This window comes from Cupriavidus sp. YR651 (assembly GCF_900101625.1).
GTDB lineage: Bacteria > Pseudomonadota > Gammaproteobacteria > Burkholderiales > Burkholderiaceae > Cupriavidus.
The window spans coordinates 128624-153758 of sequence record NZ_FMYZ01000012.1; the positions used below are offsets into that span (position 1 = coordinate 128624).

The following is a 25135-nucleotide window of genomic DNA, read 5'->3' on the forward strand; positions in this document are numbered from 1 at the left end:
CAAACTGGCAACACTTCGACCCCTTCCGTTACTTTTTCTTTCGCGCCGCACGCAAACGATAAGCATTAGCATTTACATTCTTGGCCTTCGCAGGTTTTTGCTACAAGGAAGGTCAGTCATGAAATCGAGCCGCTGCGGCGTTTCTCGCCCTGCTCCCAGGATCGCGCTTTGCGCAACAGCAGTGGCTGTTACCGCACTTTGCATGACGCCGCCTCGGGCCGAGGCGCAGCAGAGCGATGAGTCATCGGGGCAAAGCGGCAACGCCGAGCGTGTTCTGGAAACGGTCCAGGTGTCGGGAAACTGGCTCGGGACCGGGCTGCAGAACAGCGTGAAGACCTTCCCGGGCGCGCGCACGGTGGTCAGTGAGCAGCAGATCGAGCAGAGTGGCGCGCAGAGTATCGGCGACGTCATGCGCCGCATCCCGGGCGTGCAATCGACCGACAACTCCGGCACCGCCGGCAGCGCCGTTTCGCTCAATATCGGTGTGCGCGGGCTGACTGGTCGCTATACGCCGCGCTCCACGGTGCTTCTCGACGGCATTCCGATGGCCGTGGCGCCTTACGGCCAGCCGCAGCTGTCGTTCGCGCCGGTGAGCCTGGGCAATATCGAATCGATCGACGTGGTGCGCAGCGGCGGCGCGGTGCGCTACGGCCCGCAGAACGTTGGCGGCATCATCAACTTCAACACCAAGCCAATCCCGACCGGCCCCGGCATCACCGGCGAGGCCTCGGTCCGCGAGAACATTTACACCGAGGGCGGCGGCAGCAACACCCAGTACAACGCGTTCGTGGGCACCACGCTCGATAGCGGCCTGGGCCTGGCGCTGTTGTACTCGGGCATGACCGGCCGCGAATGGCGCAAGGGCAGCGACGACGACGTCCACGACCTGGCCGTGAAGTTCGCCTACGACATCACCCCGACCCAACAGGTCTACGGCAAGGTGAGCTACTACGACGTCAAGTCGCGCACGCCGGGCGGCCTGACCGTCGCGCAATTCAACGCCGATCCGTTCCAGAACACGCGGCCGAACGACTACTGGAGCGGCAACCGCTACGGCTTCGACCTCGGCTACGTGAACACGATTTCCGCGAATCAGGAATTCGAGATCCGCACGTTCTTCAACGACAGCTATCGCCAGAGCACGCTGCAGCAGAGCGCCACCGTGATCGCGCACCAGCCGCGCAACTACACCACGTTCGGCATCGAACCGCGCTTCACGCAACGCGTGGCGCTGGGCCCGACCACGCACGACATCACGGTCGGCTACCGCTACATCCGCGAGCGCGGCGACGACAACACGTACAACCAGAACCTCATCACCGGCGTGAAGGCCGCGACCACGACGTTCGACAATGCCACGGACGCCCACGCCGTCTACATCGACGACCGCATCGCGTATGGCAACTGGCGCATCGTGCCGGGCGTGCGCTTCGAGCATATCGACACCACACGCCAGCAGCGCGGCACCACGACGCAGTGGGATAGCCTGAACAACAAGGCGCTGCCGTCGGTCAACGTGTCGTACCTGGTGAACAATGCGTGGACCGTGTTTGCCGACTACAGCACGTCGTTTGGCCCGGTGCAGAATACCCAGCTGAATTCCCAGACGCCGAACAATCCGCTGCAGCCGGAAGTGGCGAAGACGTTCGAAGTGGGTACGCGCTGGACCGACAACAACATCAAGGCTGAACTGACGGCCTTCAAGATCAAGTTCGACAACCAGATTCTGCAGGTGCCGGGCCTGTTCCCGGCCACGTTCCAGAACATCGGCGCCACCGACCATGATGGCGTGGAAGCGGCGATCGACTACGCGTTCGACCGCGGCAGCCTGCTGGGCGGCCTGAACCTGTACGCCAACTACACATACACGCGCGCGATCCAGAAGTCGGGCACCACGGCGGGCCTGGATGTGCCGTTCTACTCGCGCACGACCGATACCATCGGCGCACGCTACGACTGGCACAGCTGGACGTTCAACGTCTCGACCACGCACCAGAGCAAGCAGTACGCGGATCTGGCCAACACGGTGGCGGAGTCCGCGGACGGCAGCAATGGGCTGATCCCGGGCTTCCGGACGTGGAACATCCAGGCGATGTTCAAGGTGCCGCAGCGCAAGAACACCGATATCGCGATCGGCATCAACAACCTGTTCGACAAGCGCTACTACACGCGTACGACCGACAGCAACGCCGGCCGACTGGTTGGCGCGCCGCGCATGGTCTACATCCAGGCGCGTGCTGCGTTCTGATGACCGTGTGAGTCGCTGAGGGGCGTCCATCTACCGTCCCTCGGCGCCGACTGCCGACAACTGCCCGGTCATTTCCCGGAAGGCATACCAACCCGCGCCCCTGTATTGGGCGCGGGTTTTGCGTTTCTGATGCGAGTGTTCACGGGTCTCGCTGCCGCCGTTTCACCGCATCGAGGAAAATCCGCGCCGGGGTTGTGACGGTAAACTGTCGCGACGAAGGCGACATCGCCGTGCCGTTTGGTGGCGACAAGGCGTCGGGATTCGGCAGGGCGGAATACCGGTCGTCACTTCGTCATTAGTCGTCAACTACTCTCATCGGGGAAGCAGGTGTTGCGTTCCCGTTCGATGAACAACTGTAAGTGCTGTCATGCAAGGCAAGAGAAAAGCAACGCTGATTGGGCTGACCGCAGTTCTGCTATGGAGCTCGATCGTCGGCCTGATTCGTGGTGTGAGCGAAAGCTTCGGCGCCACCGGCGGCGCCGCCCTGATTTACACAGTCGGCGCGATATTGCTGTCTTTCACCGTCGGATTCACGAAGGTTCGGCAATTCTCCGGGCGATACCTGTTCTGGGGCAGCATCCTGTTCGTTGCCTACGAGCTTTGCCTGTCCCTGTCGATCGGCTATGCGAACAGCGGCAGGCAAGCCATTGAGGTTGGGATGGTCAACTACCTGTGGCCGAGCTTCACGATGCTGGCCGCCATTGCGTTCAACAAGCAGAAGTCCAATCTGCTGATCGTGCCGGGCTTCGCGGTAGCCGTTGTCGGAATCTGTCTAGTACTCGGCGGAGATCAGGGCCTGGACATCGCAGGCATGGTCGGGAATATCAAGACGAATCCGCTCAGCTATGGACTAGCCTTCTTTGGTGCGTTGATCTGGGCAGCCTATTGCACGGTGACCAGCAGGATGGCTGGCGGCAAGAATGGCATCACGCTGTTCTTCACATTGACGGCGCTGGCATTGTGGCTGAAGTACTTCACGACGGAAGACGGCGCGATGGGAATGAGCTATCACGGGATCATCTATCTCGCGATGGCAGCGTCAGCCATGGGGTTCGGCTATGCCGCATGGAATGTGGGCATTCTGCATGGGAACGTGACCATTCTTGCCGGCGCGTCGTATTTCATCCCCGTGCTGTCCGCGGCCCTGGCGGCCGTGCTGTTGCAAGCACCGCTTTCGCTCGCATTCTGGAAGGGCGCCGCCATGGTTTGCGCCGGCTCCATTCTTTGCTGGTTTGCGACACGAGGGCAGAGTGCGAAGCCAGCACCGTCAGCACGTTCTCGCCAGAGTTAGCGACCCCGGCCGATCGAACGGAGCAAGCGCTCGCCGGCTGTGGTGATCTGTATCGCGTTGCGCTCGGCGTTCCGGGATTCAAGACGGACCAATTGGCGTTCGACCAGGGTGCCGATATCGTCTGGGTCCAGTTCTCCGTGCCGCTCTGAGTTGCTGAGAATCAGCAAGGCTGCGAATTCATGAGGACTTAGCATCTCGATTGCCCCTTGTGTTGCGTTGCCTGGCGTGGCTTGCGGCGCGGGCATGTGCATGCCGTGGTGGCCGCTCGTCTCCGAATCTTCTAGTTCGTTAAACGACTATAGTCACGCCGCCGGCGGCTGCGGGGGCCGAGACAGGCCCGGTTGAGCAGGGTCAATTTGTGATGTGGCGGCGTCGCCGTCCAACTCGTCTGCGTTGGGAGAATTCGCAGGAGGGAGACGCAAAAAAACGCGCCGGTGCGATCAGGCATCGGCGCGTCAGGAATCAAGGGACCCGCGAGAAGCAGGATTGGCCGCGCAGCCTAATCCGCGCGCTCGGAGCGCACCAGCAATACGGGTTTGTTGGTCTTTGCGATCACGCCTTCCGAGACGCTGCCCATGATCAGCCGCTTCATGCCGCGCCGGCCATGCGTACCCATGACGATGAGATCGGCGCTCCATTCGTCCGCCTGGGCGACGATCGTCGAGGAGATCTGCCCAGGTGCAACGGGCCTCTCGATCAGTTCGGTGATGCAGCGGATACCGGCCTCGTTCAGTTTCCGCGCCGCCGAGGCCAGCGCCTGCTGCCCGACGCTGATCAAGCCGCGCAGCACGTCATTGGGGTCGATATAGCTGGTTTCGAAGAACAGATCGCTGTCGTCCACGACAAAGATGGCCTTCACTTCGGCATTCGTGGCCCTGGCCATGTACTGCGCCTGCGAGATGGCGAGTTCCGAAGAGGGGCCGCCGTCAACGGCGAGAAGGATGCGCTGGTACATGAGAGTGTCCTCTGTCTGGATCGGGGGGCGGATGCGGTCGAAAACCCGAGAGGCATCCTTGATCTCAGGGTAGGCCGTTCGGGCGCGCCGCGTTTGCGTTACATCAAACGGGCATGGCCGCCGAGCTCAGAACAACAAGAGCCGCATACGCCATATATGTAGAGATCTCTACAGCATTGAAGATTAGTCTATGGGTTCCTATGATGTGCCCATGACCCCCGCCTCCGATGCCTGGAACCTGCTGATCGTCAGCCTGCCGACCTCCGGCGCCACCGCGCGCATGCGGATCTGGCGCGCCCTCAGAAACCTCGGCTGCGCCGCGCTGCGCGACGGCGCCTACCTGTTGCCGGCAGGTCAGGAGCACGTGGCACAGCTACGCAAGCTGGCCGACGAAACGCTGCAGGAAGGCGGTCAAGCCTGGCTGTTGCATGTGAACGCCCATGATCCGGACGAGGCCGCTGCCTACCGTGACCTGTTTGACCGGGGGGCCGACTACGGCGAACTGCTGGCGGCACTCTCTGAATCCCGCGCCACCCTGGCCGGGCTGAACGGGACCGAACTGAGCCGGCTGCTGCGCCGGCACGGGCGGGTGTACGAATCCATTCGGCATATCGACTTCTTTCCCAATGAGGCATCGGCCCGCGCCGAGGCGCAGTGGCAGGATTTCGCCGGCGCCATCGAGACCCTTCAATCCCCCGGGGAGCCGCATCCGCTGGCGGACGGCATCGCCCGACGGGACCCGATGCAGTATCAGGGCCGATTGTGGGCAACACGCCGCCGCCTGTGGGTGGACCGCGTGGCGAGTGCATGGCTGATCCAGCGATTCATCGACCCGCATGCCCGTTTCGTGTGGCTCGACACGCCGGCTGATTGCCCGGCCGACGCGCTCGGCTTCGACTTCGACGGCGCCACGTTCACACACGTCGGCGACCGGGTTTCCTTCGAGGTGTTGCTGGCGAGCTTCGGCCTGGAAACCGACCGCGGCCTGCGCCGCCTGGGCGCGATGGTGCATTCGCTCGACGTCGGCGGCGTGGCGGTGCCGGAAGCCAGCGGCTTCGAAGCCATGCTGGCGGGGGCTCGTGAACGGCTGGCCCACGATGACGCGCTGCTGGCCGAGACGGGGCAGGTGCTCGACTCCCTGTATACCCATTTCTCCGCAAGCGGAAGACCCTGATTCGAGTGTTCAAGGAACATCCATGTCCGATACGCAGCAAGCCGGTCTTCCCCAGGTGCCGACCGCCGAGCAGCCTGGCTACACGCTCTGGCACCTCGTGCTCTATTTCATTCGTCTTGGGACGTTCGGCTTCGGCGGCCCGGTGGCGCTGACGGGCTACATGCACCGCGACCTGGTGGACCGGCGCCAATGGATCACGGATGCCGACTACAAGGAAGGGCTGGCCCTCGCGCAACTGGCGCCCGGACCACTGGCTGCCCAGCTCGCGATCTATCTGGGCTACGTGCATTACCGCATTCGTGGCGCCACCCTTGTCGGAATCGGCTTTGTGCTGCCATCGTTCCTGATGGTCATCGCACTAGGCTGGGCCTATGTCCGCCTCGGCGGATTGTCGTGGATGCAGGCGGTGTTCTATGGCGTGGGCGCGGCGGTCATCGGCATCATCGCGATCAGCGCCTGGAAGCTCACCATGAAGAGCGTGGGCAAAGACAAGCTGCTTTGGGCGATCTACCTGATTCTCGTCGCCGTGACGGTTGTGACGGAATCGGAGGTCGCGTGGCTGTTCCTTGCGGCCGGCTTCGTGAACTGGTTCTGGCGCGCGCCGCCCAGGTGGCTGCACCAGGGCGGCGGGGTCAATGCGCTGGCCGCCGTTCAGTTGCCAGCGGCCGGCGGCATGTTCAGCACGATGGACTGGCCGCTGCTGACGCAGATCGGCGTGTTCTTTGCCAAGGCTGGGGCGTTCGTGTTCGGCTCGGGCCTGGCCATCGTGCCCTTCCTCTACGGCGGCGTTGTCACGGATTTCCACTGGCTAAACGACAAGCAGTTTGTCGATGCCGTAGCCGTGGCGATGATCACGCCCGGGCCTGTGGTGATCACCGTTGGCTTCATCGGCTACCTGGTCGCCGGTCTGCCGGGCGCTTGCGTTGCGGCGCTGGCGACATTCCTGCCGTGCTACCTGTTCACCATTCTGCCTGCACCGTACTTCAAGAAGTACGGCAAGCTGCCTGCCATCCTTGCCTTTGTCGATGGCGTCACCGCGGCCGCGGTCGGCGCCATCACCGGTGCGGTGATCGTGCTGGCCAAGCGTTCCATTGTCGATGTGCCGACGATATTGCTTGCGCTTGGCACCGCGGCACTGCTGCTCAGGTTCAGGAAGCTGCCGGAGCCCGTCATCGTCGCCGGGGCGGCGCTGATCGGACTGGCTGTATATCCCTTGCTGCATCAATAGGCTGGCAAGCGCTGGCGCGATGTCATGATGCGACGCCCCCACACGGATCCGATGGCCGCCCCGGGCCACGACTGGTTCGCGCGGCTCGTCTTGCCCGCCGGCGTTCGCCCGGACGCCTTGCTGCTGCTCGTCGGGCGTGCGCTACGCGGTGTCTGCGACGGCTTTACCGCGGTGCTGTTGCCGGCGTACCTGCTCGCGCTTGGCTTCGGCCCGTTGGCCGTCGGCATCATCAGCAGTGCCACGCTTGTGGGTTCGGCGCTGGCGACGATCCTGGTCGGCGTTGCCGGCCATCGCTACCCGCAGCGCCGCATGCTGATGCTGGCGGCGTGCATGATGGCGGCAACCGGCATGGGCTTTGCCGGACTCTCATCGCTGTGGCCGCTCTTGCTTGTCGCCTTTGTCGGCACGCTCAATCCTGGCTCCGGCGATGTCAGCCTGTTCCTGCCGCTGGAGCTGGCACGGCTGGCGGACTCTGCCACCCCTGCATCCCGGACGGCATTGTTCGCGCGCTACAGCCTGGTCGGCGGACTATCCGCTGCATTGGGAGCGCTGGCGGCGGCGTTGCCCGATCTGCTGGTGCTCCGTGCAGGCCTGTCATCCCTCACCGCCATGCGGTCGATGTTCGTCGTCTACGCGCTGACCGGTGCCGCGCTCTGGTTTCTCTATCTCCGGCTGCCAGCCCCGGATCAGCACGCAACGCCCGCGACGACGCCCCTCGGCCCATCGCGCGGGATTGTGATTCGGCTCGCGCTGCTTTTCAGCGTGGATGCCTTTGCCGGCGGCCTGGTGGTGAACGCGCTGCTATCGCTTTGGCTGATGCAGCGCTTTGGTCTTTCCCCGGGATCGGCGGGGCAGTTCTTTTTCTGGGCCGGGCTGCTGAGCGCCGCGTCGCAACTGGTTGCCGTGCCGCTGGCGCAGCGCTTCGGCTTGCTGAACACCATGGTGTTCACGCATATCCCATCCAGCCTCTGCCTGATCGCCGCCGCATTCTCGCCGACGCTGATACCCGCGCTCGCGCTACTGCTCGTGCGCAGCGCGCTATCTCAAATGGACGTACCGACGCGCACGGCCTATGTGATGGCGATTGTCACGCCAGCGGAGCGTCCGGCGGCAGCGAGCCTCACAGCGGTGCCCAGAAGCCTTGCCGCCGCGCTCGGGCCGACGATTGCCGGCGCGCTGCTCGTGATGGGCTGGCCTGCGGCGCCATTGGTGGCCTGTGGGGTGCTCAAGATTGCTTACGACCTCGCGTTGTTCCGCGCGTTTCGCCATATCGAGCCATCCGGTTGACCGGATGTCGACCCAAGGCCATGATAGCCACGACATTTTCAGGGGGGGAGAGCATGAAGAAGGCTTCGACCGGGGATCAGTCGGCATCCGGGCTGATTGACGAAAGAATTGCCGAGCTCGGGGACTGGCGCGGGGAGACCTTGAGCAGGATGCGCAAGCTCATCAGGGAAGCAGACCCGGACGTGGTGGAGGAGTGGAAGTGGATGGGCACTCCCACATGGTCACACGATGGGATCCTCTGCACTGGCGAGTCCTACAAGGAGAAAGTGAAGCTGACCTTCGCGAAGGGGGCGTCGTTGAAGGACCCGGCCAAGCTCTTCAACGCGAGCCTCGACGGGAACACAAGGCGCGCAATCGACATCCTCGAGGGGGAGGAGGTCGACGCGGACGCATTCAAGGCACTCATCCTTGCCGCCGTCGCCCTGAACGCATCCGGTGGCAAGGCAGGCCCGAAGCGAGCGAAGTAGGCTGCGGGGTGCCCGCGCGCTCTGGCCGAGGCGGCGGGAAAACAAGCGGCAAAACGGGGGGCGAGCTAGGGTTCGAGAATTTCGCTGATCCGGGCCAGCGCGGTCAGCGTGTGGTCAAGGTGTTCGCGCATGGCGCGGGACGCCTCGTCGTTGCGCTCCCGCTCCAGCAGCTCCAGGATGTGCAAATGCTGCTTCGCATGTTCCTCATACCGAACCCGGTCGCGCATGGAGCGGTAAGACAGCAGCCGGCGCACGCGATTGACTCGCCGGATGGTGTCGATGAAGAACGGATTGCCGGAGGCCTCGACCAGCGATTCATGAAACCGGACGCCACGATCGTGCAACTGGTCCACGGTATCCGTCTCGATGCCACCGTTGAGCAGGTGGAGTTCCGCGGCGCGCAGTCTTTCGATGGTGCGTGGTTCGAGTCGATAGCCAGGTTCAAGCAAGGCAGCCGGTTCCAGCGCCAGCCGCATCCGGTATGACTGGAGCAGCGAGTCGGGCGTGGTCAGCATGGTGGAGAATTCCCAGCCGTAGCCGGGTTTGCGTTCTCCCCAGCCTTCCTGCGCAATGCGCTTGAATACGGCGTTGAGCTGCGTGGTGGTCAGCCCGTAGCGGGACTTGATGGCCTGCTCCGATACCTCGGTCGGCAGCGTGCCTTTCAGGAGGTCCTCCGCAATCTGGAAGTAGGCGGCGCCGACCACATCCGGCTCCGTCAGGCCCAGTTGCGAGGCCAGCTCCGCTGCCGGCGTGGCGACCGGCTGAGCCAGGAAGAATCCACGATTCTTCTCGCGCGTGAGAATGCCCTTCTCGTGCAGCAGCGCGAGCGCTTCATTGACGGGGGAGCGCGAGACGCGCAGCTTGTCCGCAAGCATTTGCGCCGGAAGGTGGGCGCCCACCGGCAGCCGCTCGGTCTGGATCAGTTCGACGATCTGCGTCGCGATGGATCTGTCGTGATTCATGATGTCTGACCCGCTGGCGGAGGGGCCATCATGCCGTGGCAATCGCCCCCCCCTGTTGTGCCAGCGTCTTTTGCAAGATCGATGGGATGACGCCACCGCGCCGCAGCAGATCGACTTCAAGCCGGGTTTCCACGGCGGCGGTGGCCTCGAATTCCTCCACCGTGCCGTCCCGGCGCACAACGCTGACCGGCACCTTGCAGCGTGGCGAGAGGTCTTGCGCATCCGCGCGGATATGGACCTTGTCTCCAGGCTGGATGGCCAGTGCCTGCGGGTTGACGCCCGACGGCATGCGTAACGGCAGGATGCCCATGCCGATCAGGTTGGAGCGGTGGATTCTCTCGAAGCTTACCGCAATCACTGCGCGGATCCCCAAAAGGCGCTGACCCTTGGCGGCCCAGTCGCGCGACGAGCCGGTGCCATAGCGTTCGCCGGCGATCAGCACCACCGATTCGCCTTCCTGGCGGTAACGTTGCGCCACTTCGAAGATCGGCTGGATGTCGCCGCTCGGCACGTGCACGGTATGTGCGGTGGGCACATCCGGCCGCAGCAGGTTGACCAGCGTCTTGTTGTAGAACGCCGCGCGCATCATGACTTCCCAGTTGCCACGGCGCGATGCGAAGACGTTCAGGTCGTTCCGGTCGTCGCCCCGGCTGACGAGGAAGTCGGCCACGAAGCTGTCTTTCGGGATCGCACTGGCCGGGGAGATATGGTCGGTCGTGATGTCGTCACCGAGCACCAGCAGCGGCCACGCGTCGTAGTCACCCAGCTGCGAGCCCTGATCGAGCGCGGCAAACGGGGGCCGGCGCAACGCGGTCGATCGCTCGTTCCACGGATAGCGCGCCGCATCGGGCGACGGCAGGGCGGCCCACACCGGGTTGCGCGAAGCGACCGCAAATGCGCGGCGGTAGTCGGCAGGGTCCGATCCGGCGGCCACGGCTGCCGCCACTTCTTCGCGCGAGGGCCACAGGTCCTTGAGGAATACAGGGGTGCCATCGGCGGCAATCTGTACCGGGTCCCGGCTCAGGTCGCGCTCGGCGTCACCGGCCAGCGCAAAGGCCACCACGAGCGGCGGCGACATGATGAAGCCGAGGTTCAGGTCGGGATGGATGCGGCCCGGGAAATTGCGGTTGCCTGACAGCATGGCGACGGGCCACGCCGAACCCTCCGCCAGCGCGTCGCGGATCTCCGGCGTCAGCGGGCCCGAGTTTCCGATGCAGGTGGTGCAGCCGAAGCCGACGATGTCGAATCCTACCGCCGACAGGTCATCGATCAGGCCGCTCCGTTCCAGATAACTGGCTGCGGCGGGCGATCCGGGGGCCAGCGAGGTCTTGATCCACGGCGCCACCGACAGACCCAGCGCCCGCGCCTTGCGGGCCACGAGGCCGGCGGCCGTCAGCAGGGCCGGATCCGACGTGTTGGTGCAGCTCGTGATGGCGGCGATGGCCACGGGGTAGCGGGGCATATCGACGCGCTGCCGGCCTGCGAACGGAAACTTCGCCAACGCCGCGGCGGTATCGGCGTAGGAGAGCAGGTCTTGCGGCCGCCGGGGACCGGCCACATGCATGCCGATGCGGGCGAGATCCACGTCGATCACGCGCGTGTAGCGCGGCGTGGCGTGCGGGTCGAACCACAGGCCGGTGCGGCGCGCGTATTCGCCGGCAAGCGTCACGTTCTCCGCGCTGCGTCCCGTGGTCCGCAGGTAGGCCAGTGTCTGGTCGTCGATCGGGAAGAAGCCGGTGGTTGCGCCGTACTCGGGCGCCATGTTGGCCACCACGGACCGGTCGCCGGCCGAGAGCGTGGCAACGCCGGGCCCGAAGAATTCCACGAACTCGCCAGATACGCCGATGGCGCGCAGTCGCTGCGTGACCGTCAGCGCGAGATCCGTCGCCAGCACGCCCGGCGCCAGCGCATTGACGAGCCGGACGCCGATGACATCGGGAATCCGCTGCATGACGGGCATGCCGAACATCACCGTCTGGGCCTCAAGCCCGCCCACCCCCCAACCGAGCACGCCGATGCCGTTGATCATCGGCGTATGGCTGTCTGTGCCGATCAGCGTGTCCGGGACGGCCCAGCGCTCGCCGTCGCGCTGCTGCGTGGTGACCACCGTGGCAAGTTGCTCGAGGTTGATCGTATGCATGATGCCCGTGCCCGGCGGGTGAATGCGCACACCGCGAAGCGCCTTCGATGCCCAGCGCAGGAAGCTGTAGCGCTCGGCATTGCGCTGGCTTTCGATCTCCAGGTTCACACCTGCCGCGTCCGGCCGGGCAAACGCTTCCACGGCGAGCGAGTGATCGACAGACGAATCCACCGGCAACACCGGATTGAGCGCCGTGGCATCGGCCCCGGCTTCGGCAAGGGCGTCGCGCATCGCGGCGATGTCGACCAGCGCAGGGGTGCTCGTGGTGTCGTGCATCAGCACCCGGCCCGGCTGGAATGCGATTTCCGCCTCGCTGGTGCCCGCGTCCAGCCACGCAACGATGGTGGCGATGGCCTCCGCGCGCTCCTCGCCATCCATGTTCCGCGCCACATTTTCGATCAGCAGACGCAGGACCACGGGTAGCCGCGCGAGTGAGTTGCCCAGCATCGCCGGCAGATCCACGTAGCGATAAGTGACGCCGTCAGCGCAAAACTGACCTTCGATGGGGCGGTAGGTGTTTTCCATGGCTGAAGTTTGCATAAGTTTACGTAAAAATGCAATCAAGTGGAAGCCCTAATGATCCACGGAATACAAGGAGACAACCCGTGAATCCATCCGATCCCTCCCTCCCCCCGGCTGAACCAGCGCCGAACCTCCAGCGCCGCCGCCTGCTTGGCGGGGCGGTTGCCATGTCCGCTGTCTCGGCATTCGCACTGCCCGCGACTGCAGCGAACGCCGCCGCGCCGGGGAGCCAGACCATATCCAAAGGAAAGAACATGTACGCATACGTAGGATCGAGAACCACCCGTGAACGCAACGCGCGCGGCGACGGCATCAGCGTGTTCCGCGTCGACACGGAAACAGGCGCGCTGCAACTGACGCAGCTCGTCAAGGATCTCGTCAATCCGTCATTCCTGGCGTTGAGCCGCAATGGCGAGCGCCTTTACACCGTGCACGGCGACCTCAGCGACATCAGCGCCTTTGCTGTCGACAAGGCCACGGGCAAGCTCGAGTTCATCAATCGCCAGAGCACCCACGGCAAGAATCCGGTTCACCTGGCGATCGATCCGACCGGCAGGCACGTGGTGGTGTCCAACCACATTGGCGCGAGCCTCGCTGTGCTGCCGCTGCAGGCCGACGGGGCGCTCGGCGAAATGACGCAACTGGTCAAGCTCGACGGACCGATCGGCCCGCATCGCGTGGAGCAGAAGCAGGCCAAGCCTCACTTCAATCCGTTCGATCCGAGCGGCCAGTTCGTCGTGGTGCCGGACAAGGGGCTCGACCGGACCTTCACCTTCCGCTTTGCCGACGGCAAGCTTTCGCCGGCTTCGCCGGGCTTCGTGGAATCCCGCGAAACGGCCGGCCCGCGCCACATCGCCTTCCACCCCAATGGCCGCTTCGGCTACGTCGTCAACGAACTCGATTCGACGGTCACCACGTACGCCTATGACGCGAAGACCGGGGCGCTGACCCCGCGGCAGATCGTCTCCAGCCTGCCCGATACGTTTACGGGCAACAGCCGCGCGTCGGAGATCGAAGTCGATGCGAGCGGGCGATTTGTGTACGCCTCCAATCGCGGCGACGACAGCATCGCCGTGTTCCAGATCGACGCCGCCACGGGCCATCTGCGTTTCATCGGCGCCGATCCGTCGCAGGGCCGCACGCCGCGCTTCTTCGCCTCCGCCCCGGGCGGCCGCTTCATGTACGTGCTGAACGAGGACAGCGATTCGATCGTGGCCATGCACATCGACAAGACCAGCGGGCGACTCAAACCAACCGGCTTCAGTGTGCAATCCGGCAGCCCCGTCTGCATGGTCTTCTCGGTGTAGCCGCAAACACGGTACAGCCGGGCGCGAACCAGACCGGCGCGCTGCCCGGCATGCGCCACAAGTTCCAGATCCGACAGAAGGAGACACCATCATGCAACCTAGCGCTCAGCGGCCGTTGTTCAAGTGGCTCGCCGCCGCATCCATCGTTACCGCTTCCGGTGCCGCGTTCGCCCAGGCGGGCACCTACCCGACCAGGCCCGTGACGATTGTCGTGCCGTTCTCCGCAGGCGGAGGCGTCGACGCCATGGCCCGCGTGCTTGCGGAGAAGCTCAGGACCGTGCTCGGGCAATCCGTGGTGATCGAGAACAAGGGCGGTGGCAGCGGCATGATCGGCGCACAGGCCGTGGTCAAGGCTCCCGCCGATGGCTACACGTTGCTGATGGGTTCGGCTGGCGAGACGGCGGTCAATCCGTTCGTCTTCAAGAGTCGCATGCAATATGCGCCGCAGACGGACCTGATGCCAATCAGCCTGGTGGTCAAGGTGCCCAATGTCGTGGTGGTGAATCCGACGCTGCCGTACAAGACGGTGGATGAACTTATCGCGTACGCGAAGGCGAACCCGGGCAAGGTGCGGTATGGCACGAGTGGGGTGGGCAATCCCCAGCATTTGTCCGGCGAGCTGATGGCGCGGCAGGCGAATGTCGAGCTTACCCACGTGCCGTACCGTGGCGCATCGAACCAGTTGCTGGATGTCATCGGCGGCAATATCGAGATGACGTTCGTGAGTCTGGCGGGGGCACGGCAGTTCATCAAGGATGGCAAGGTCCGGGCCATTGGCATCACCTCTCCGGGAAAGAGCGCGCTGGCACCGGATATTCCGGCAGTCTTCGACTCCGCAAGCCTCAAGGGCTATAGCCTGGAGAACTGGTTCGGACTCTTTGCTCCCAAAGGAACGCCCGCGCCGATCGTCGCCCGCCTGAACGCCGCGGTGCTCGAGTCACTGAAAGATCCGACGCTGGCCGCAAAGCTGAAGGATTTGGGCGGAAGCCCGAGTCCGATGTCGCCGGAGCAGTTCAGGGATTTCATCAAGCAGGAGTCGGCGAAGTTTGGCCGCATCGTGGAAGAGGCGAAGATCACACCTGACAACTAAGCCAGGCGACCCGCCCGCTGCTCTGCAAGGCGGGTGCCGACGAGAGGGCTGGCGAGTGGTCGTCCACGACACAAGCCAGCCATTGGCCTCCGGATGACCCACGACACAAGATTGCCGGTTCACCGCCCGGCCGGTGGATAAATCTGCTGCCAGTCCCGCTTCATGCTCACGACGACCCAGCCTTTCGCGGGCGCGGCGTCGAGCGCCTTATCCAGCTTGCCGAAGTGGGACGCGCGGTCGTAGGCAAACTCCCGTTCGGCATCGTCATGGCGGATCAGCACGCCCATGCGCGCTCCGCTGCCACCCGTGGTGTATTCGAGCATCTGGAAGTCGCCGTCGGAGTTGCCGACGGCGAGAATGGGCTGCCGGCCGATATTGCGATAGATGCCGATTGGCTTGCCCGGTCCGTCATCGATGCGATACTGAAACCAATCGCGCGGTAGTTGATTACGTCAAATTCTGCAAAATTTATAAAAATAAAATCAGATTAGATATTTTGTACAAAATACATTTCATGGAGTTATCACTGAGATTGCACATATCCACTCAATTTACTACGCTGAATTTACAATTCAGAAAAATGCGGAGTCTCGAAATCTGCTGGCGACTGCGTGCAGCATAAGGCGTCATTGGCCGTAAGAGGAAGATCGCGATAGCGATGAAAGTTGTGAGGTGCTTCATTTTTTTTCACGGCCGTTGGGACGCCACTCATAACATTGCAGCCGTCTGCCTTCGCTTATTTTTTGCCATCAAGGCACTCCAAAGTCCGGGAAAGAATTTATAGTGCGACCGCCGTCACGGCAACGCGGCGCAATTCAAACAGCGCTGTCGAGGACAAGCAAGGACGGTTCGCGGGAGGGGGCGTCATGCAAAAGCCCAAGTACGTTGACTTTGACCTTCAGATTTGGAAATCCGGGGATCAGTACATTGCGGAAGTGAGAAATTCGCCAGCGGGTTCATCCGGACGGGAGGTCTTGCAGTGGCCCTATGAAATCAATGATGAACTGGTGAGCTTGCTAGGCAAGGCCATAGCCGAAGCGCGAAAGAGCGCGAACAGCAGGGGCCCCATGTCCGCTTCGGAACAACGCCTGCGGGATTTCGGCAGCGCAGTGTTCAGTACTGTTTTCAGGCGCGGCTATTCGATCGCCGAGAAATACAGCAAGAGCATCGACCTGGTTCAATCAAAACCTGATGTAGAGGGTTTGAGGTTGAAACTGAGCGTCGAATCGCCTGAACTGGCCATGCTGCCGTGGGAGTACATCTTCGACGAATCGGATCAAGCGGACAACGGCGCGCACAACTATATCTGCATGCAGTTCAGATCACCGCTGGTGCGCTTCCTGCAGGGCAAGCAGCACCAAATGCCGGCTATCAAGCGGCCGCTCCGGATTGCCGGCATGATCTGCAACCCGACCGACGACAAGGATCTCGCCATTGATATCGAACAGGAACGGCGTCTCATCGAGAAGGCATTGGAAGATGTGCCAAAGGACCTGGTGAGTTTCACCTGGCTCGATGGCACGACCATCGATGATCTGCGAGTCGCGATGCTTGGAAGCAACGCCCATGTCTTCCATTTCATCGGACATGGTGGTACGGACATCTGCCTCCCCGATCGGCAGGGCACCGTGAGGACGAACGGATTCATCGTCATGCAAAATGAGTTCGGCGAAGCGGAGAGGGTTTCGGCTGAGCGCCTGGCGCTGGCGCTCAACAATCAAGTGCGCCTTGTGGTGCTTAACTGTTGCGAAAGTGGCCGTGGCGGATCCTTTTCAAGCATCGGTGCTGACATGGTGCGCGCCGGGATTCCGCTGGCGGTGGCCATGCAGTTTCCGATTGCCAATGGCTCGGCATCATACTTTTCCAGCGAGTTTTATCGCGCATTAGGCCAAGGAAAGACCCCCGAATATGCCCTGACCTATGCGCGCCGTGCCATGCGCAGCAGAGTGGAGCTCGACTGGGGAATCCCCGTGTTATTTACGCGAGCCGAGTCCACCACTGCGCTATTCCCGGAGGTCGCTACGCAATCCGCTTCTCCCACGAAGACGAGATCGTCTTCGGTGCCACTCGCTACCAAGCGCAAATCGGCGCGGGAAGAGTTGCGGAAGCTATTCGCGTAGCGCGCTGCCCGCGCGTTGGAGTCTGATCATGGCGGACCCTTTCTGGATATTCTCTCTTATCCTGGCCGCAGGGCTGGCAGCCTTGTATGCTAGGCAGCTGTTCGCCCGTCCCGGTTGGGTCCGTAGCTTCACAAGCTTTACGCGGTTTCATCTCGCCGCTGCCGTGTTCGTCGTGACCTACGTCCTGATGTATCTCTTGATTTACCTGATTCTCAGGGGCGCCGTCGACCTTATTGCTGACGTGGGGCCGGAGGAGGTGTTGTCCCCTGTCTGGCTGGCGTTGGCGATCACGCTCTTGCTGCCGACCATACGCCCGGTTGCGGCATGGCTGCATACCCTGCGATGCCGGCTGGCCCATAGTCCCACCTATGCGCATCGGCTGGCCAAGGCGCTTCATGGCGCCGAATTCGAGATCGACGCGACTCTGGATGCTGACACGCGTGACATGCTGCGGACACGCGGCATCGACATCGATGTCGATGAAGATTGGATGCCTCCGGTTGCAGAGACTAACGAGCGGCTGCGCCGCGCCGCGGCCCTGTTCGTGCGGCTGAGTGGATGGATTGACGACCCGCAGTATGCTCCTTTCATGCGGGAGGCGCAAAACGATGTTTCCGTGCTGCGCAATCGTTTCGAATCGTTGACTGTCAATCTGGTCCGAACGTATGCCGTGCTCGAGCACCTTGGCGAAATCCGAGGGTTTTGTGTGGCTGCGGGGATGAAGAGTGGGATGGAGGATGTGCGTCAGTCGGAGGATGAGGAGACATCGCTGACGCTCACTGTCGACAATACCATCAGGAAGATTGCCGGTGCGTTGATTTCGGAGCGACGCGAGGAAATTCGCGCTTTTCATCACGAAGCTTGCCTGATGGTAGCGCGCTGTGCGTCTGCTTCCACCATCTCCTCCGAGAGACGGTTCGCGCGATTTCGCGATCTCGGCTTTGTCATGGAACATCCACCGGGCGGCGAGGGCTACAAGGTACTAGGTGTCGCCGCAGCAATTTTGTATCTCGGCCTACTGATCTTCTTCCTTTTGCTCGGGCCTCAGGGAAGTTCAATGCCGACGCACGCGCGCGTGGTGGTCATTACGCTGATCGTCTTCTGTGCTATTAGCGTAGCTGTGGTACCGAAGCTTCACTGGGCATTCGCCAGCGGAGGACTTCGCGCGCAAACGCCGGTGAAATTCGTGATCTGCGCTGCTGTCTGTGCACTGTTGATCAGTCTGATCATCAATTTGGTGGCCGGTGCGATCGTATTCGGTGGATGGCACGGCGACGTCTATACCGGACGGTGGGCCGGTGCACTGAAACGCCTGCATGAGTCCGTCGCATTTCTACCCGGGCCTGTTGCCACCGCTGCTGCTATGGCCTGGCTGGTCCAGGACCATCGTTGGCTGCAAGTAAATTCAGCGCGTGTCAGGCGAGTGATGGACGCCCTGACGCTTGGTGCAGTATGGGCCGGTCTGACGTTGATCGCCGTGGCCATTACATGGTACAGAGGCGTAAACGTCTTCAATGATTTGGAAGTGCGCGCCATCGTGAGCTATGTCTTTGGCGCCGTGCTTGGGTCCGTGGTTCCCGAAACCATCCGATCCGAGGCTGTCCGTGCCGTCGTGCGGAGGTCTGTCACCATGGTCTCCCGAACACCAGACCTTCAGGCCGAACCGGTACGGCAATCCATGGGAGGCTGAACATGCCAATGTATCTGCACCAATGGCGCTACAAGGATCAACAAGTCAAGCAGATGCTGCAGACGCCGCAGGACAGGGCAGAGATCGTACGTATAGCCACTGAAGCGTTCGGCGGCACCTTGCACTCGTTCTTCTATTGCTTCGGGGATTTCGATGGCGTTGCCATCTCGGAGTATCCGGACAACAAGGCCGCGATGGCAGCACTGATGACGATCGTGGCGCAGGGACGGATACTAACAGTGCGGACCACGCCATTGTTCTCCGCCGAGGAAGGACTTCAAGCCATGCTGTCCGGCAACGAAATTTTGTTCAAAGCCGATGGTGAGCCATCGCAGACCGCATACTCGGTCGCACGCTGACAGATGGGTAGATGGGGAATTTATGCCAGACCACCTTAGCGGCAAGTGGGAGGGGATATGCCGATTCAACGGATTCCTGGCACAGACATCGAATACTTCCTGATCCTGTTCGATGAGACTGGGCAGGAGCGCTTCGAGGCTGACGGCACGCGGCTCAGTGATTTGATTCGCGCTCGCCTGGCAGGCCAGACGGAGCCAGTGACCGATGTGTTCGTAGCTAGTCACGGCTGGCAAGGCGATGTGCCGGCGGCGATCGCGCAGTATGATGACTGGATTGGCGCCATGGCGGCATGTGATGCCGATCGACGTGACATGGCCAGGCGCCGTGCAGGCTTTCATCCGCTGCTCATTGGCCTGCACTGGCCGAGCCTGCCTTGGGGCATCGAAGACTTTGTACCCGATGATGCGGGGGTGTTGTCGGCCGATCACGATGCAGACGCGCGCGCGCTAGCGTTACAACTTAATGACAGGCCCGAAACGCTTGCCGCCATCTGCCGCATTCTCGATTATGCGGACACGGCGGGTACCTTGAAGTTGCCTCCCTCCATCGAGGCGGACTTCGCTGCCGTGTTCGATGCTTCCGGATTGCGTACAGGCAGCGCCGCCGGGCGACCGGGTGCGGATCAGGATGGCTTCGACCCTCAGGAAATCCTTACACAGTCTGCATCGAGCGAAGCGGCCGTCGGCAGCGGTCAAACGACCCAGGTGCTGGGCGTTGGAGACGCAATCCGGGATGCGATCCTCGCTCCTTTGCGTCAGCTTTCATTCTCGAAGATGAAGGACCGCGCACGCATGTTCGGCGAGACGGGCGCGCATGCATTACTGAACGCGATGCAGGATGCGGGGCCGCGAGCCCACTTCCATCTGATGGGGCATAGCTTCGGCTGCATCGTGGTCTCAGGCATGATCGCGGGCGGTTCTGGTATGCCTAGGCTGCGTCGCCCCGTGGATTCGCTGTTCCTGGTGCAAGGGGCATTGTCGCTGTGGGCGTACGCGAAAGACGTACCATACGCCCCTGGCACACCAGGCTACTTCAGGCGCATTCTCGAGCAGGATTTGGTTCAGGGGCCGCTGGTTACTACGCGCTCGAAGCATGACACCGCTCTGGGCAAGTTTTATCCGCTGGGCGTCACCGTCAAGGGAGAGTTCCTGCTTGGCGACGAACTGCCGAAGTATGGCGGCATTGGCGCCTTCGGCATTCAAGGCGAGTCCGCCACCGTTAACATGCTGATCGCGCAAGCCTATATACCGTACGATTTCAGTGAAGGACGCGTGTTCAATCTCGAGGCGAGCGAAGTCATCAAAAATGGCAGCGGCCTATCTGGCGCGCACAGTGATATTGCCCACTCAGAGGTGGCCCATGCATTCTGGGCTGCCGCCATCGCCAGCATAGCTAATCAGGCCAGTATCAGAAGCGCGGGCACTCGAAGCTGGGAAGCGCCAACCGATTTCAGCGGCGGACTGCTGGGAGGCGACGATCCTCCTGCATCGCTCCCGACCGCACCCATGCCTACGTCCGCGCCTGCGCGCGACGCGACGCAGGAGCCATCGCGATGGATCAACGCCGAATTTGACGAACTCCATGCGGATGCGACCCTCGAGCGAGGAGAATGGTACACACTCGCTTTCGATGTCGATCTCATGCAGCGAAGCACGGCCTCCGCTGCCAAGCCGATCCAGACGCGAGAATTGTTCGGTCCGGATGACCGGCAGATCGTCCTCACGGTACAGATCGATACGGAGGACTTCGACGTGTCGGGTCACATCGGGCAGATCCGTCTGCCGCGCACTGGTAAGAGCGTCACCAAGGCACGCTTCGACGTGTCGCCGCTCAAAAGCGGTCCGTGTTGCATGAAGGCCACGATTCTGAAGGACGGGCAGTTCATCCAGCAGATAGATCTGACGTTCACCGTTGGACAGCCAGGTACGACAGCAGAAGTCGCCACGCGAGGGAGGAGCATGGACTCCATCGCTGTACTGCAGCCGCGCGATCTCAGCCTGCAGATACGTCCTAGCCCTGAAAATGACTACGAGTGTGTAATGTGCGGGGCGGTGGCGACCTGTGTGCGCCTGCCAATCACGCGCGAGCGGCTCGAGAGCGCCGTCATGAGCGCGCGTGCGGAACTGTTGAGCGTGGTAATGCAGCGTGACACGCAGGGCAGATATCCGTTTCAGTGCGGCATTGACATTCCAGAGCAGGCCAATCAAACCGCTTTACAGGTCATGGCGCGCGCCGGAGCGCTTCTGATGAGGCGGCTGTTCGAGGGACCGGGAGCCGGTGAGGACGTGCGCGCAATGGGCAAGGTGTTGCGACGGCTTGCCACGAGTCCAAGGCGGCCCCTCAGAATCCAGATCGTTGCCAAGACAATGCCGATTCCCTGGTCGATCCTGTACATGGGCGACGCTAGCGGAGACGTGCCGCTCGACTGGAACAACTTCCTCGGCATGCGGCATATCGTCGAGCACATGCCATTTCAGAATCCGATGACAGTTACTGATCCAGAGATTGTCAGCAACGCGCCGCAGCTCAGCGTCAGCCTGAACGTTGACCCTAACATCGACATTCAGTTCAATGGAGATTTCGTAAAGTCACAGCAGGCGTATTGGGCAGACCGCGCGGCACGTAGCGGTTTGCAGGTGACTGCCCGCACAACATCCGATGCCCTCGTCACGGCACTGCGTGATGCACAGACGCCAGACCAGATCCTCTATTTCTATTGCCATGCGGTCTCCAGGGGGCTAACCGAGCCCGGCGGCCCGGGCGCATCGAGCTTGGCGCTGATCGGAAAATCGCTAACGCTGGACGATTTGAGTCTCCGCACGCAACGGGAAGCCCCGCTGGCCGGTAATCCGCTGGTGTTCATCAATGCCTGTGAATCGGCCGAAATGTCACCGATGTTCTACGACGGTTTCGTGCCTTATTTCATCGACCAAGGGGCCCGGGGAGTAATTGGTACGGAGTGCAAAACACCGGTGCTGTTTGCGCGCGAATGGGCAGAGCGTTTTTTTGATCGTTTTCTAGCCGGCATGCCATTGGGAAGTACAGTGCTTGAGCTACGACGCGAATTTCTCGAGCGACACCGAAATCCATTGGGGCTTCTTTATGCCATGTACTGCGATGCGGATACTATGATCCTTCCTGGACTGAGGTAGATTGCAGTGCGGCCGCTGGCTAGTACCACGGCTCGTTGGCCTACTCCTCGCCTTGCGTGCCGGGCTGCATCAGGCGGTGGAGGCGTCCATTGTCGGTTTCAGGCCGCTAGCACTTCGGCCGGTTCGATGAGGTGATAACGTCGGGGCGCTGTTCTTCTTCGCGCACAATTGCGACAGCATCCCTGAGGTTGGCGCGCAGCATCTCGACACCCCCGACGTAGCCGGCAAGAGCTTCTGTCGCTCGCGCCTCGATCTTGGTCAGGCCCCAACACAGCTCTCACAGAAGGATGCCTCACCCCGACTTCTGAGTGCCGAACCGTTGGCGCCCGGCCGGCAGGGGCGTTATTCCCGGCACAACCGGTCATGGCACAGTCCGTGCGGTATTGGGATACGAGCAAAGTTGATGGCTCGCATCCCGTGACACGAACCCATGAGGCCAAACATGCTTTCCACCCTGCTGATCCGAGATCTCGTCGCTTGCCAGGCGTTGAGCGCTGAACGGTTGAGCGCCATCCATGGCGGCACCAACTTCTCCCTTGGTGCCGCCATGATGGGCGGGGCGATTGCAGGGGCGGTTGGCGGCGTGCGTGGCACGCCCCCTCATTCTCCAAGCCTGAAAGACTATTTCACCCCTGTCCCGCAGCCTGGCAACAATGTCAACATGTAAGACGTAGTTGCCCAAGCAGCCGCGTCCGCTTTCAAACAGACAGGCAGACCTTGCCGAAATGCTTGCCTGCCGCCTGGTGGCGGAACGCATCGGCAATCTCGTCGAGCGCAAACGTGCGGTCGATCACAGGCTTGATGCCGTTTGCGTCGATCGCGCGGATCATGTCGACCTGATGCCGGCGATTGCCGACAATCAGCCCCTGCAGCTTCTGCTGACGGCGCATCAGGTCACCGGTCGGCACCTGCCCGGCAATGCCGGTTAGTACGCCGATCAGCGCGATATGGCCGCCGATCCGGCAGGCCCGGATCGACTGGCCGAGCGTCTCCGGACCGCCAACTTCGACAACATTGTCGACGCCGCGACCGTTCGTGAATTCGAGCACCTTCGCGGCCCAGTCGGTATCGCGCTTGTAGTTGATCAGGTGATCGGCCCCGAGCGCGCGGGCCTTCTCCAGTTTGTCGTCGGACGACGACGTTGCAATCACCGTCGCACCCATCTGCTTCGCAAACTGCAGCGCGAAGATCGAGACGCCCCCCGTGCCCTGAACGAGGACGGTGTCGCCAGCCTTCAGCGCGTCGTCGACAACCAGCGCACGCCACGCGGTCAGGCCCGCGGTGGTCAACGTCGCGGCCTCCGCGTGGCTGTAGCCTCGCGGCGCGTGCGTGAACCATTGCGTGGGGCGCACGACGATCTCGCGCGCGTACCCATCGACACCGTCGCCCGGCGTCGTCGAAAAATCGGCGAGCGTCGGGCCGCCGTCGAGCCAGTTGGGAAAGAACGTCGACACGACCGCGTCGCCGACCGCGAATTCGGTCACCCCGTCGCCGATCGCTTCGACAACGCCCGCGCCATCCGACATCGGAATCCGACCGTCATCGGTGCGCAGGCGTCCCATGACGACACCCAGGTCATGGAAGTTGAGCGAGCTCGCGTGGATGCGCACGCGGATTTCGCCCGGCGCCGGCGCACCGGGATCGGCGAGATCCACGTGTTTGAGGTTTTCCAGTCCGGCAGGCTGGCGCAAGGTAATGGCTTTCATCGAGGCAACTCCTGATGGTCGATGGACGGGCGCCCATGCGTGATGTGGCATGGCGCCGAAAGAAGCAATCGCGCGCGTTGCTACGTGCGCAAGGTCGCGGCAGGACCGCGCCCACGTCATGATTGTCCGGTCGCGCATCGAATATCGCAAGAACGTACAATTACCGCCGGTACTATCAATCATGTAGGTATAAAACCATGCGACCGAAACGCCTGGATAGCAGGAGCGGCTGCGCCGTCGAAGTCACGCTCTCCGTCATCGGCGGGTTGTGGAAGCCGGTGATCCTGTTTCATCTGATGCATGAGAAGAAGCGATTCATGGAGCTTACGCGCCTGTTGCCGAACACGACGCAACGCATGCTGACGCTGCAACTGCGCGAACTGGAGGCAGATGGCATCGTGGCGCGCCATGTCTATCCGCAGGTGCCGCCGAAGGTGGAGTACGAGCTGACGCCGTTCGGTGCGACGCTCGCACCGGTGCTGATCAGCCTCAGGGAATGGGGCGAGTCCTATCAGGCGCGTCGGACGAACGACGTCGCGCCGGACGCGGCAGAGGCGAAGACGGCGGGCACGCGCCGGCGCCGCACGGACGCAACCGGCCAAGCCGCCTGAGAGGCACGCTCAGCCCTCGCTGTTGGCGAGCGCCGTGTCAGCCATAATCCCGATGGCGCTGCGGTGGTCGCGGTGTATTCTGATTAGACGCCAGCTTTCGCAGCGCCAATGCTGCGGAAACGCCACGATGCAGATGGCTTTCTGAGCGCATCCTGGCCGATTGTGGCGGACCCATGTAGCGCCCTCTTCACCAAGCGAAGGGCAGCACCCTACAGCAGAATGCAGGATGAACCCTTCACATGGTTTCAGCATCGACGGGAACAGCCTAAGCCTTCAGATCTTGTGGGAGGACGGCGAGCGCGTCTTCTGCCGAGGCCGGCGCCCGGACAATGGCAGCGGCGCCGACAACGTCCTGATTGTCCGCCCCGCCGCCGACCATCCATCGTCCGCCAGCCTGGATCGCATCGCTCACGAATTCAGACTGAAGGATTTGCTCGATAGCGCGTGGGCGGCGCGGCCGCTAGACCTTCCGAGCGAAGACGGCCGGTCCTTCCTGGTGCTTGAGGATCCGGGCGGCGAGCCGCTCGAGTGGCAGCTCGGCGCGCCCATGGAGGTGGGAATTGTCTTGCGCTTTGCCGTTGGCATTGCGGCGGCGCTGGGCCAGCTCCATGAGCGCGGCCTCGTCCATAAGGACCTCAAGCCCGCCCATATCCTCGTGAACTGCACGGACGGGCGGGTGCGACTCACCGGCTTCGGCATCGCCTCGCGGCTGCCGCGCGAACACCAGGCGCCCGAGCCGCCCGAGACCATCGCCGGCACGCTCGCCTACATGGCGCCCGAACAGACCGGGCGGATGAATCGCTCCATCGATTCGCGCAGCGACCT

20 protein-coding genes and 1 pseudogene are annotated in these 25135 nt (G+C 62.6%); 16 read left to right on the plus strand and 5 right to left on the minus strand.

All coding sequences use genetic code 11. The features are described from left to right. The first annotated feature begins 118 nt into the window (after window positions 1-118). The 3 genes from BLR29_RS25700 to yddG all read left to right on the plus strand — a co-directional run bounded on the left by BLR29_RS25700 (window position 119) and on the right by yddG (window position 3539). Window positions 119-2248: a TonB-dependent receptor family protein gene (locus BLR29_RS25700; protein ID WP_092140934.1), complete on the plus strand. Its 2130-nt coding sequence runs from the start codon at window positions 119-121 to the stop codon at window positions 2246-2248. 104 nt (window positions 2249-2352) lie between these two features. After that, window positions 2353-2547, plus strand: a complete 195-nt coding sequence (locus BLR29_RS32145) for an aldehyde dehydrogenase family protein (protein WP_255371446.1) — start codon at window positions 2353-2355, stop codon at window positions 2545-2547. A gap of 68 nt (window positions 2548-2615) precedes the next feature. Beyond that, entirely contained in the window at window positions 2616-3539 is a 924-nt protein-coding gene (gene yddG / locus BLR29_RS25705; RefSeq protein WP_092140936.1) for an aromatic amino acid DMT transporter YddG, read from the plus strand. Between the two features lie 499 nt (window positions 3540-4038). Here the strand turns inward: yddG and BLR29_RS25715 are convergent, their stop codons facing one another. Continuing rightward, window positions 4039-4494, minus strand: coding sequence for a universal stress protein (locus BLR29_RS25715; RefSeq protein ID WP_092140938.1), 456 nt, complete (start codon window positions 4492-4494; stop codon window positions 4039-4041). Window positions 4495-4705: 211 nt separating this feature from the next. On the opposite strand from BLR29_RS25715, the gene BLR29_RS25720 reads away from it, so the two are divergent. The 4 genes from BLR29_RS25720 to BLR29_RS25735 are packed head-to-tail and all read left to right on the plus strand — an operon-like array spanning window position 4706 to window position 8650. Next, a complete protein-coding gene (locus BLR29_RS25720; protein ID WP_092140994.1) occupies window positions 4706-5668 on the plus strand; it encodes a chromate resistance protein ChrB domain-containing protein in 963 nt (320 codons plus the stop codon). Between the two features lie 22 nt (window positions 5669-5690). After that, window positions 5691-6896 (plus strand): chromate transporter, encoded by a 1206-nt coding sequence (locus BLR29_RS25725; protein WP_092140940.1) that lies wholly within the window; start codon window positions 5691-5693, stop codon window positions 6894-6896. A gap of 27 nt (window positions 6897-6923) precedes the next feature. Beyond that, the gene (locus BLR29_RS25730; RefSeq protein ID WP_092140996.1) at window positions 6924-8183 is read left to right on the plus strand and encodes an MFS transporter; all 1260 of its coding nucleotides are present in this window, start codon (window positions 6924-6926) and stop codon (window positions 8181-8183) included. A gap of 53 nt (window positions 8184-8236) precedes the next feature. Then, entirely contained in the window at window positions 8237-8650 is a 414-nt protein-coding gene (locus tag BLR29_RS25735; protein WP_092140942.1) for a DUF1801 domain-containing protein, read from the plus strand. A gap of 65 nt (window positions 8651-8715) precedes the next feature. Here BLR29_RS25735 and BLR29_RS25740 read toward each other — a convergent pair whose 3' ends face one another. Together BLR29_RS25740 and acnA are read right to left on the minus strand one after the other, a co-directional pair. Continuing rightward, the gene (locus tag BLR29_RS25740; RefSeq protein WP_092140944.1) at window positions 8716-9612 is read right to left on the minus strand and encodes a GntR family transcriptional regulator; all 897 of its coding nucleotides are present in this window, start codon (window positions 9610-9612) and stop codon (window positions 8716-8718) included. 28 nt (window positions 9613-9640) lie between these two features. Further along, entirely contained in the window at window positions 9641-12277 is a 2637-nt protein-coding gene (gene acnA / locus BLR29_RS25745; RefSeq protein WP_092140946.1) for an aconitate hydratase AcnA, read from the minus strand. A gap of 251 nt (window positions 12278-12528) precedes the next feature. Here acnA and BLR29_RS25750 point away from each other — a divergent pair, with 251 nt between their 5' ends. Together BLR29_RS25750 and BLR29_RS25755 are read left to right on the plus strand one after the other, a co-directional pair. Next, window positions 12529-13581 (plus strand): lactonase family protein, encoded by a 1053-nt coding sequence (locus BLR29_RS25750; protein ID WP_092140948.1) that lies wholly within the window; start codon window positions 12529-12531, stop codon window positions 13579-13581. A gap of 91 nt (window positions 13582-13672) precedes the next feature. After that, window positions 13673-14671: a Bug family tripartite tricarboxylate transporter substrate binding protein gene (locus tag BLR29_RS25755; RefSeq protein ID WP_092140950.1), complete on the plus strand. Its 999-nt coding sequence runs from the start codon at window positions 13673-13675 to the stop codon at window positions 14669-14671. 119 nt (window positions 14672-14790) lie between these two features. Here BLR29_RS25755 and BLR29_RS25760 read toward each other — a convergent pair. Further along, window positions 14791-15087, minus strand: a pseudogene (locus BLR29_RS25760) (haloacid dehalogenase-like hydrolase); the annotation flags it as partial. 450 nt (window positions 15088-15537) lie between these two features. Between BLR29_RS25760 and BLR29_RS25765 the strand changes: the two are divergent. The 5 genes from BLR29_RS25765 (at window position 15538) to BLR29_RS25785 (ending at window position 22660) form a co-directional block, all read left to right on the plus strand. After that, complete coding sequence (locus BLR29_RS25765; RefSeq protein WP_092140952.1) at window positions 15538-16791, plus strand: CHAT domain-containing protein; 1254 nt, start codon at window positions 15538-15540, stop codon at window positions 16789-16791. Window positions 16792-16819: 28 nt separating this feature from the next. Next, window positions 16820-18481 (plus strand): hypothetical protein, encoded by a 1662-nt coding sequence (locus BLR29_RS25770; RefSeq protein WP_092140954.1) that lies wholly within the window; start codon window positions 16820-16822, stop codon window positions 18479-18481. Window positions 18482-18483: 2 nt separating this feature from the next. Continuing rightward, window positions 18484-18840 (plus strand): GYD domain-containing protein, encoded by a 357-nt coding sequence (locus tag BLR29_RS25775; protein WP_092140956.1) that lies wholly within the window; start codon window positions 18484-18486, stop codon window positions 18838-18840. 57 nt (window positions 18841-18897) lie between these two features. After that, window positions 18898-21993 carry a CHAT domain-containing protein gene (locus BLR29_RS25780; protein ID WP_092140958.1) on the plus strand — a complete coding sequence of 1032 codons (3096 nt, stop codon included), beginning with the start codon at window positions 18898-18900 and terminating at the stop codon, window positions 21991-21993. 442 nt (window positions 21994-22435) lie between these two features. After that, window positions 22436-22660, plus strand: coding sequence for a hypothetical protein (locus BLR29_RS25785; RefSeq protein ID WP_092140960.1), 225 nt, complete (start codon window positions 22436-22438; stop codon window positions 22658-22660). A 31-nt stretch (window positions 22661-22691) separates the two neighbouring features. Here BLR29_RS25785 and BLR29_RS25790 read toward each other — a convergent pair whose 3' ends face one another. Beyond that, complete coding sequence (locus tag BLR29_RS25790) at window positions 22692-23699, minus strand: zinc-dependent alcohol dehydrogenase family protein (protein WP_092140962.1); 1008 nt, start codon at window positions 23697-23699, stop codon at window positions 22692-22694. Window positions 23700-23896: 197 nt separating this feature from the next. On the opposite strand from BLR29_RS25790, the gene BLR29_RS25795 reads away from it, so the two are divergent. Beyond that, on the plus strand, window positions 23897-24310 hold the full coding sequence (locus BLR29_RS25795) for a winged helix-turn-helix transcriptional regulator (RefSeq protein ID WP_092140964.1): 414 nt from the start codon (window positions 23897-23899) through the stop codon (window positions 24308-24310). Window positions 24311-24536: 226 nt separating this feature from the next. Beyond that, a partial coding sequence (locus BLR29_RS25800; protein WP_176861061.1) for a serine/threonine protein kinase occupies window positions 24537-25135 on the plus strand: 599 nt, incomplete at its 3' end.

Excerpts from the sequence above, each read along its gene's own strand:
- BLR29_RS25750 (WP_092140948.1), top strand. The coding sequence starts at position 12,529 with ATGTACGCATACGTAGGATCGAGAACCACCCGTGAACGCAACGCGCGC.
- BLR29_RS25755 (WP_092140950.1), top strand. The coding sequence starts at position 13,673 with ATGCAACCTAGCGCTCAGCGGCCGTTGTTCAAGTGGCTCGCCGCCGCA.
- acnA (WP_092140946.1), bottom strand. The coding sequence starts at position 12,277 with ATGGAAAACACCTACCGCCCCATCGAAGGTCAGTTTTGCGCTGACGGC.
- BLR29_RS25770 (WP_092140954.1), top strand. The coding sequence starts at position 16,820 with ATGGCGGACCCTTTCTGGATATTCTCTCTTATCCTGGCCGCAGGGCTG.
- BLR29_RS25795 (WP_092140964.1), top strand. The coding sequence starts at position 23,897 with ATGCGACCGAAACGCCTGGATAGCAGGAGCGGCTGCGCCGTCGAAGTC.
- BLR29_RS25725 (WP_092140940.1), top strand. The coding sequence starts at position 5,691 with ATGTCCGATACGCAGCAAGCCGGTCTTCCCCAGGTGCCGACCGCCGAG.
- BLR29_RS25700 (WP_092140934.1), top strand. The coding sequence starts at position 119 with ATGAAATCGAGCCGCTGCGGCGTTTCTCGCCCTGCTCCCAGGATCGCG.
- BLR29_RS25780 (WP_092140958.1), top strand. The coding sequence starts at position 18,898 with ATGCCGATTCAACGGATTCCTGGCACAGACATCGAATACTTCCTGATC.
- BLR29_RS25765 (WP_092140952.1), top strand. The coding sequence starts at position 15,538 with ATGCAAAAGCCCAAGTACGTTGACTTTGACCTTCAGATTTGGAAATCC.
- BLR29_RS25790 (WP_092140962.1), bottom strand. The coding sequence starts at position 23,699 with ATGAAAGCCATTACCTTGCGCCAGCCTGCCGGACTGGAAAACCTCAAA.
- BLR29_RS25785 (WP_092140960.1), top strand. The coding sequence starts at position 22,436 with ATGCTTTCCACCCTGCTGATCCGAGATCTCGTCGCTTGCCAGGCGTTG.
- BLR29_RS25720 (WP_092140994.1), top strand. The coding sequence starts at position 4,706 with ATGACCCCCGCCTCCGATGCCTGGAACCTGCTGATCGTCAGCCTGCCG.
- BLR29_RS25715 (WP_092140938.1), bottom strand. The coding sequence starts at position 4,494 with ATGTACCAGCGCATCCTTCTCGCCGTTGACGGCGGCCCCTCTTCGGAA.
- BLR29_RS25775 (WP_092140956.1), top strand. The coding sequence starts at position 18,484 with ATGCCAATGTATCTGCACCAATGGCGCTACAAGGATCAACAAGTCAAG.
- yddG (WP_092140936.1), top strand. The coding sequence starts at position 2,616 with ATGCAAGGCAAGAGAAAAGCAACGCTGATTGGGCTGACCGCAGTTCTG.
- BLR29_RS25735 (WP_092140942.1), top strand. The coding sequence starts at position 8,237 with ATGAAGAAGGCTTCGACCGGGGATCAGTCGGCATCCGGGCTGATTGAC.
- BLR29_RS25730 (WP_092140996.1), top strand. The coding sequence starts at position 6,924 with ATGCGACGCCCCCACACGGATCCGATGGCCGCCCCGGGCCACGACTGG.
- BLR29_RS25740 (WP_092140944.1), bottom strand. The coding sequence starts at position 9,612 with ATGAATCACGACAGATCCATCGCGACGCAGATCGTCGAACTGATCCAG.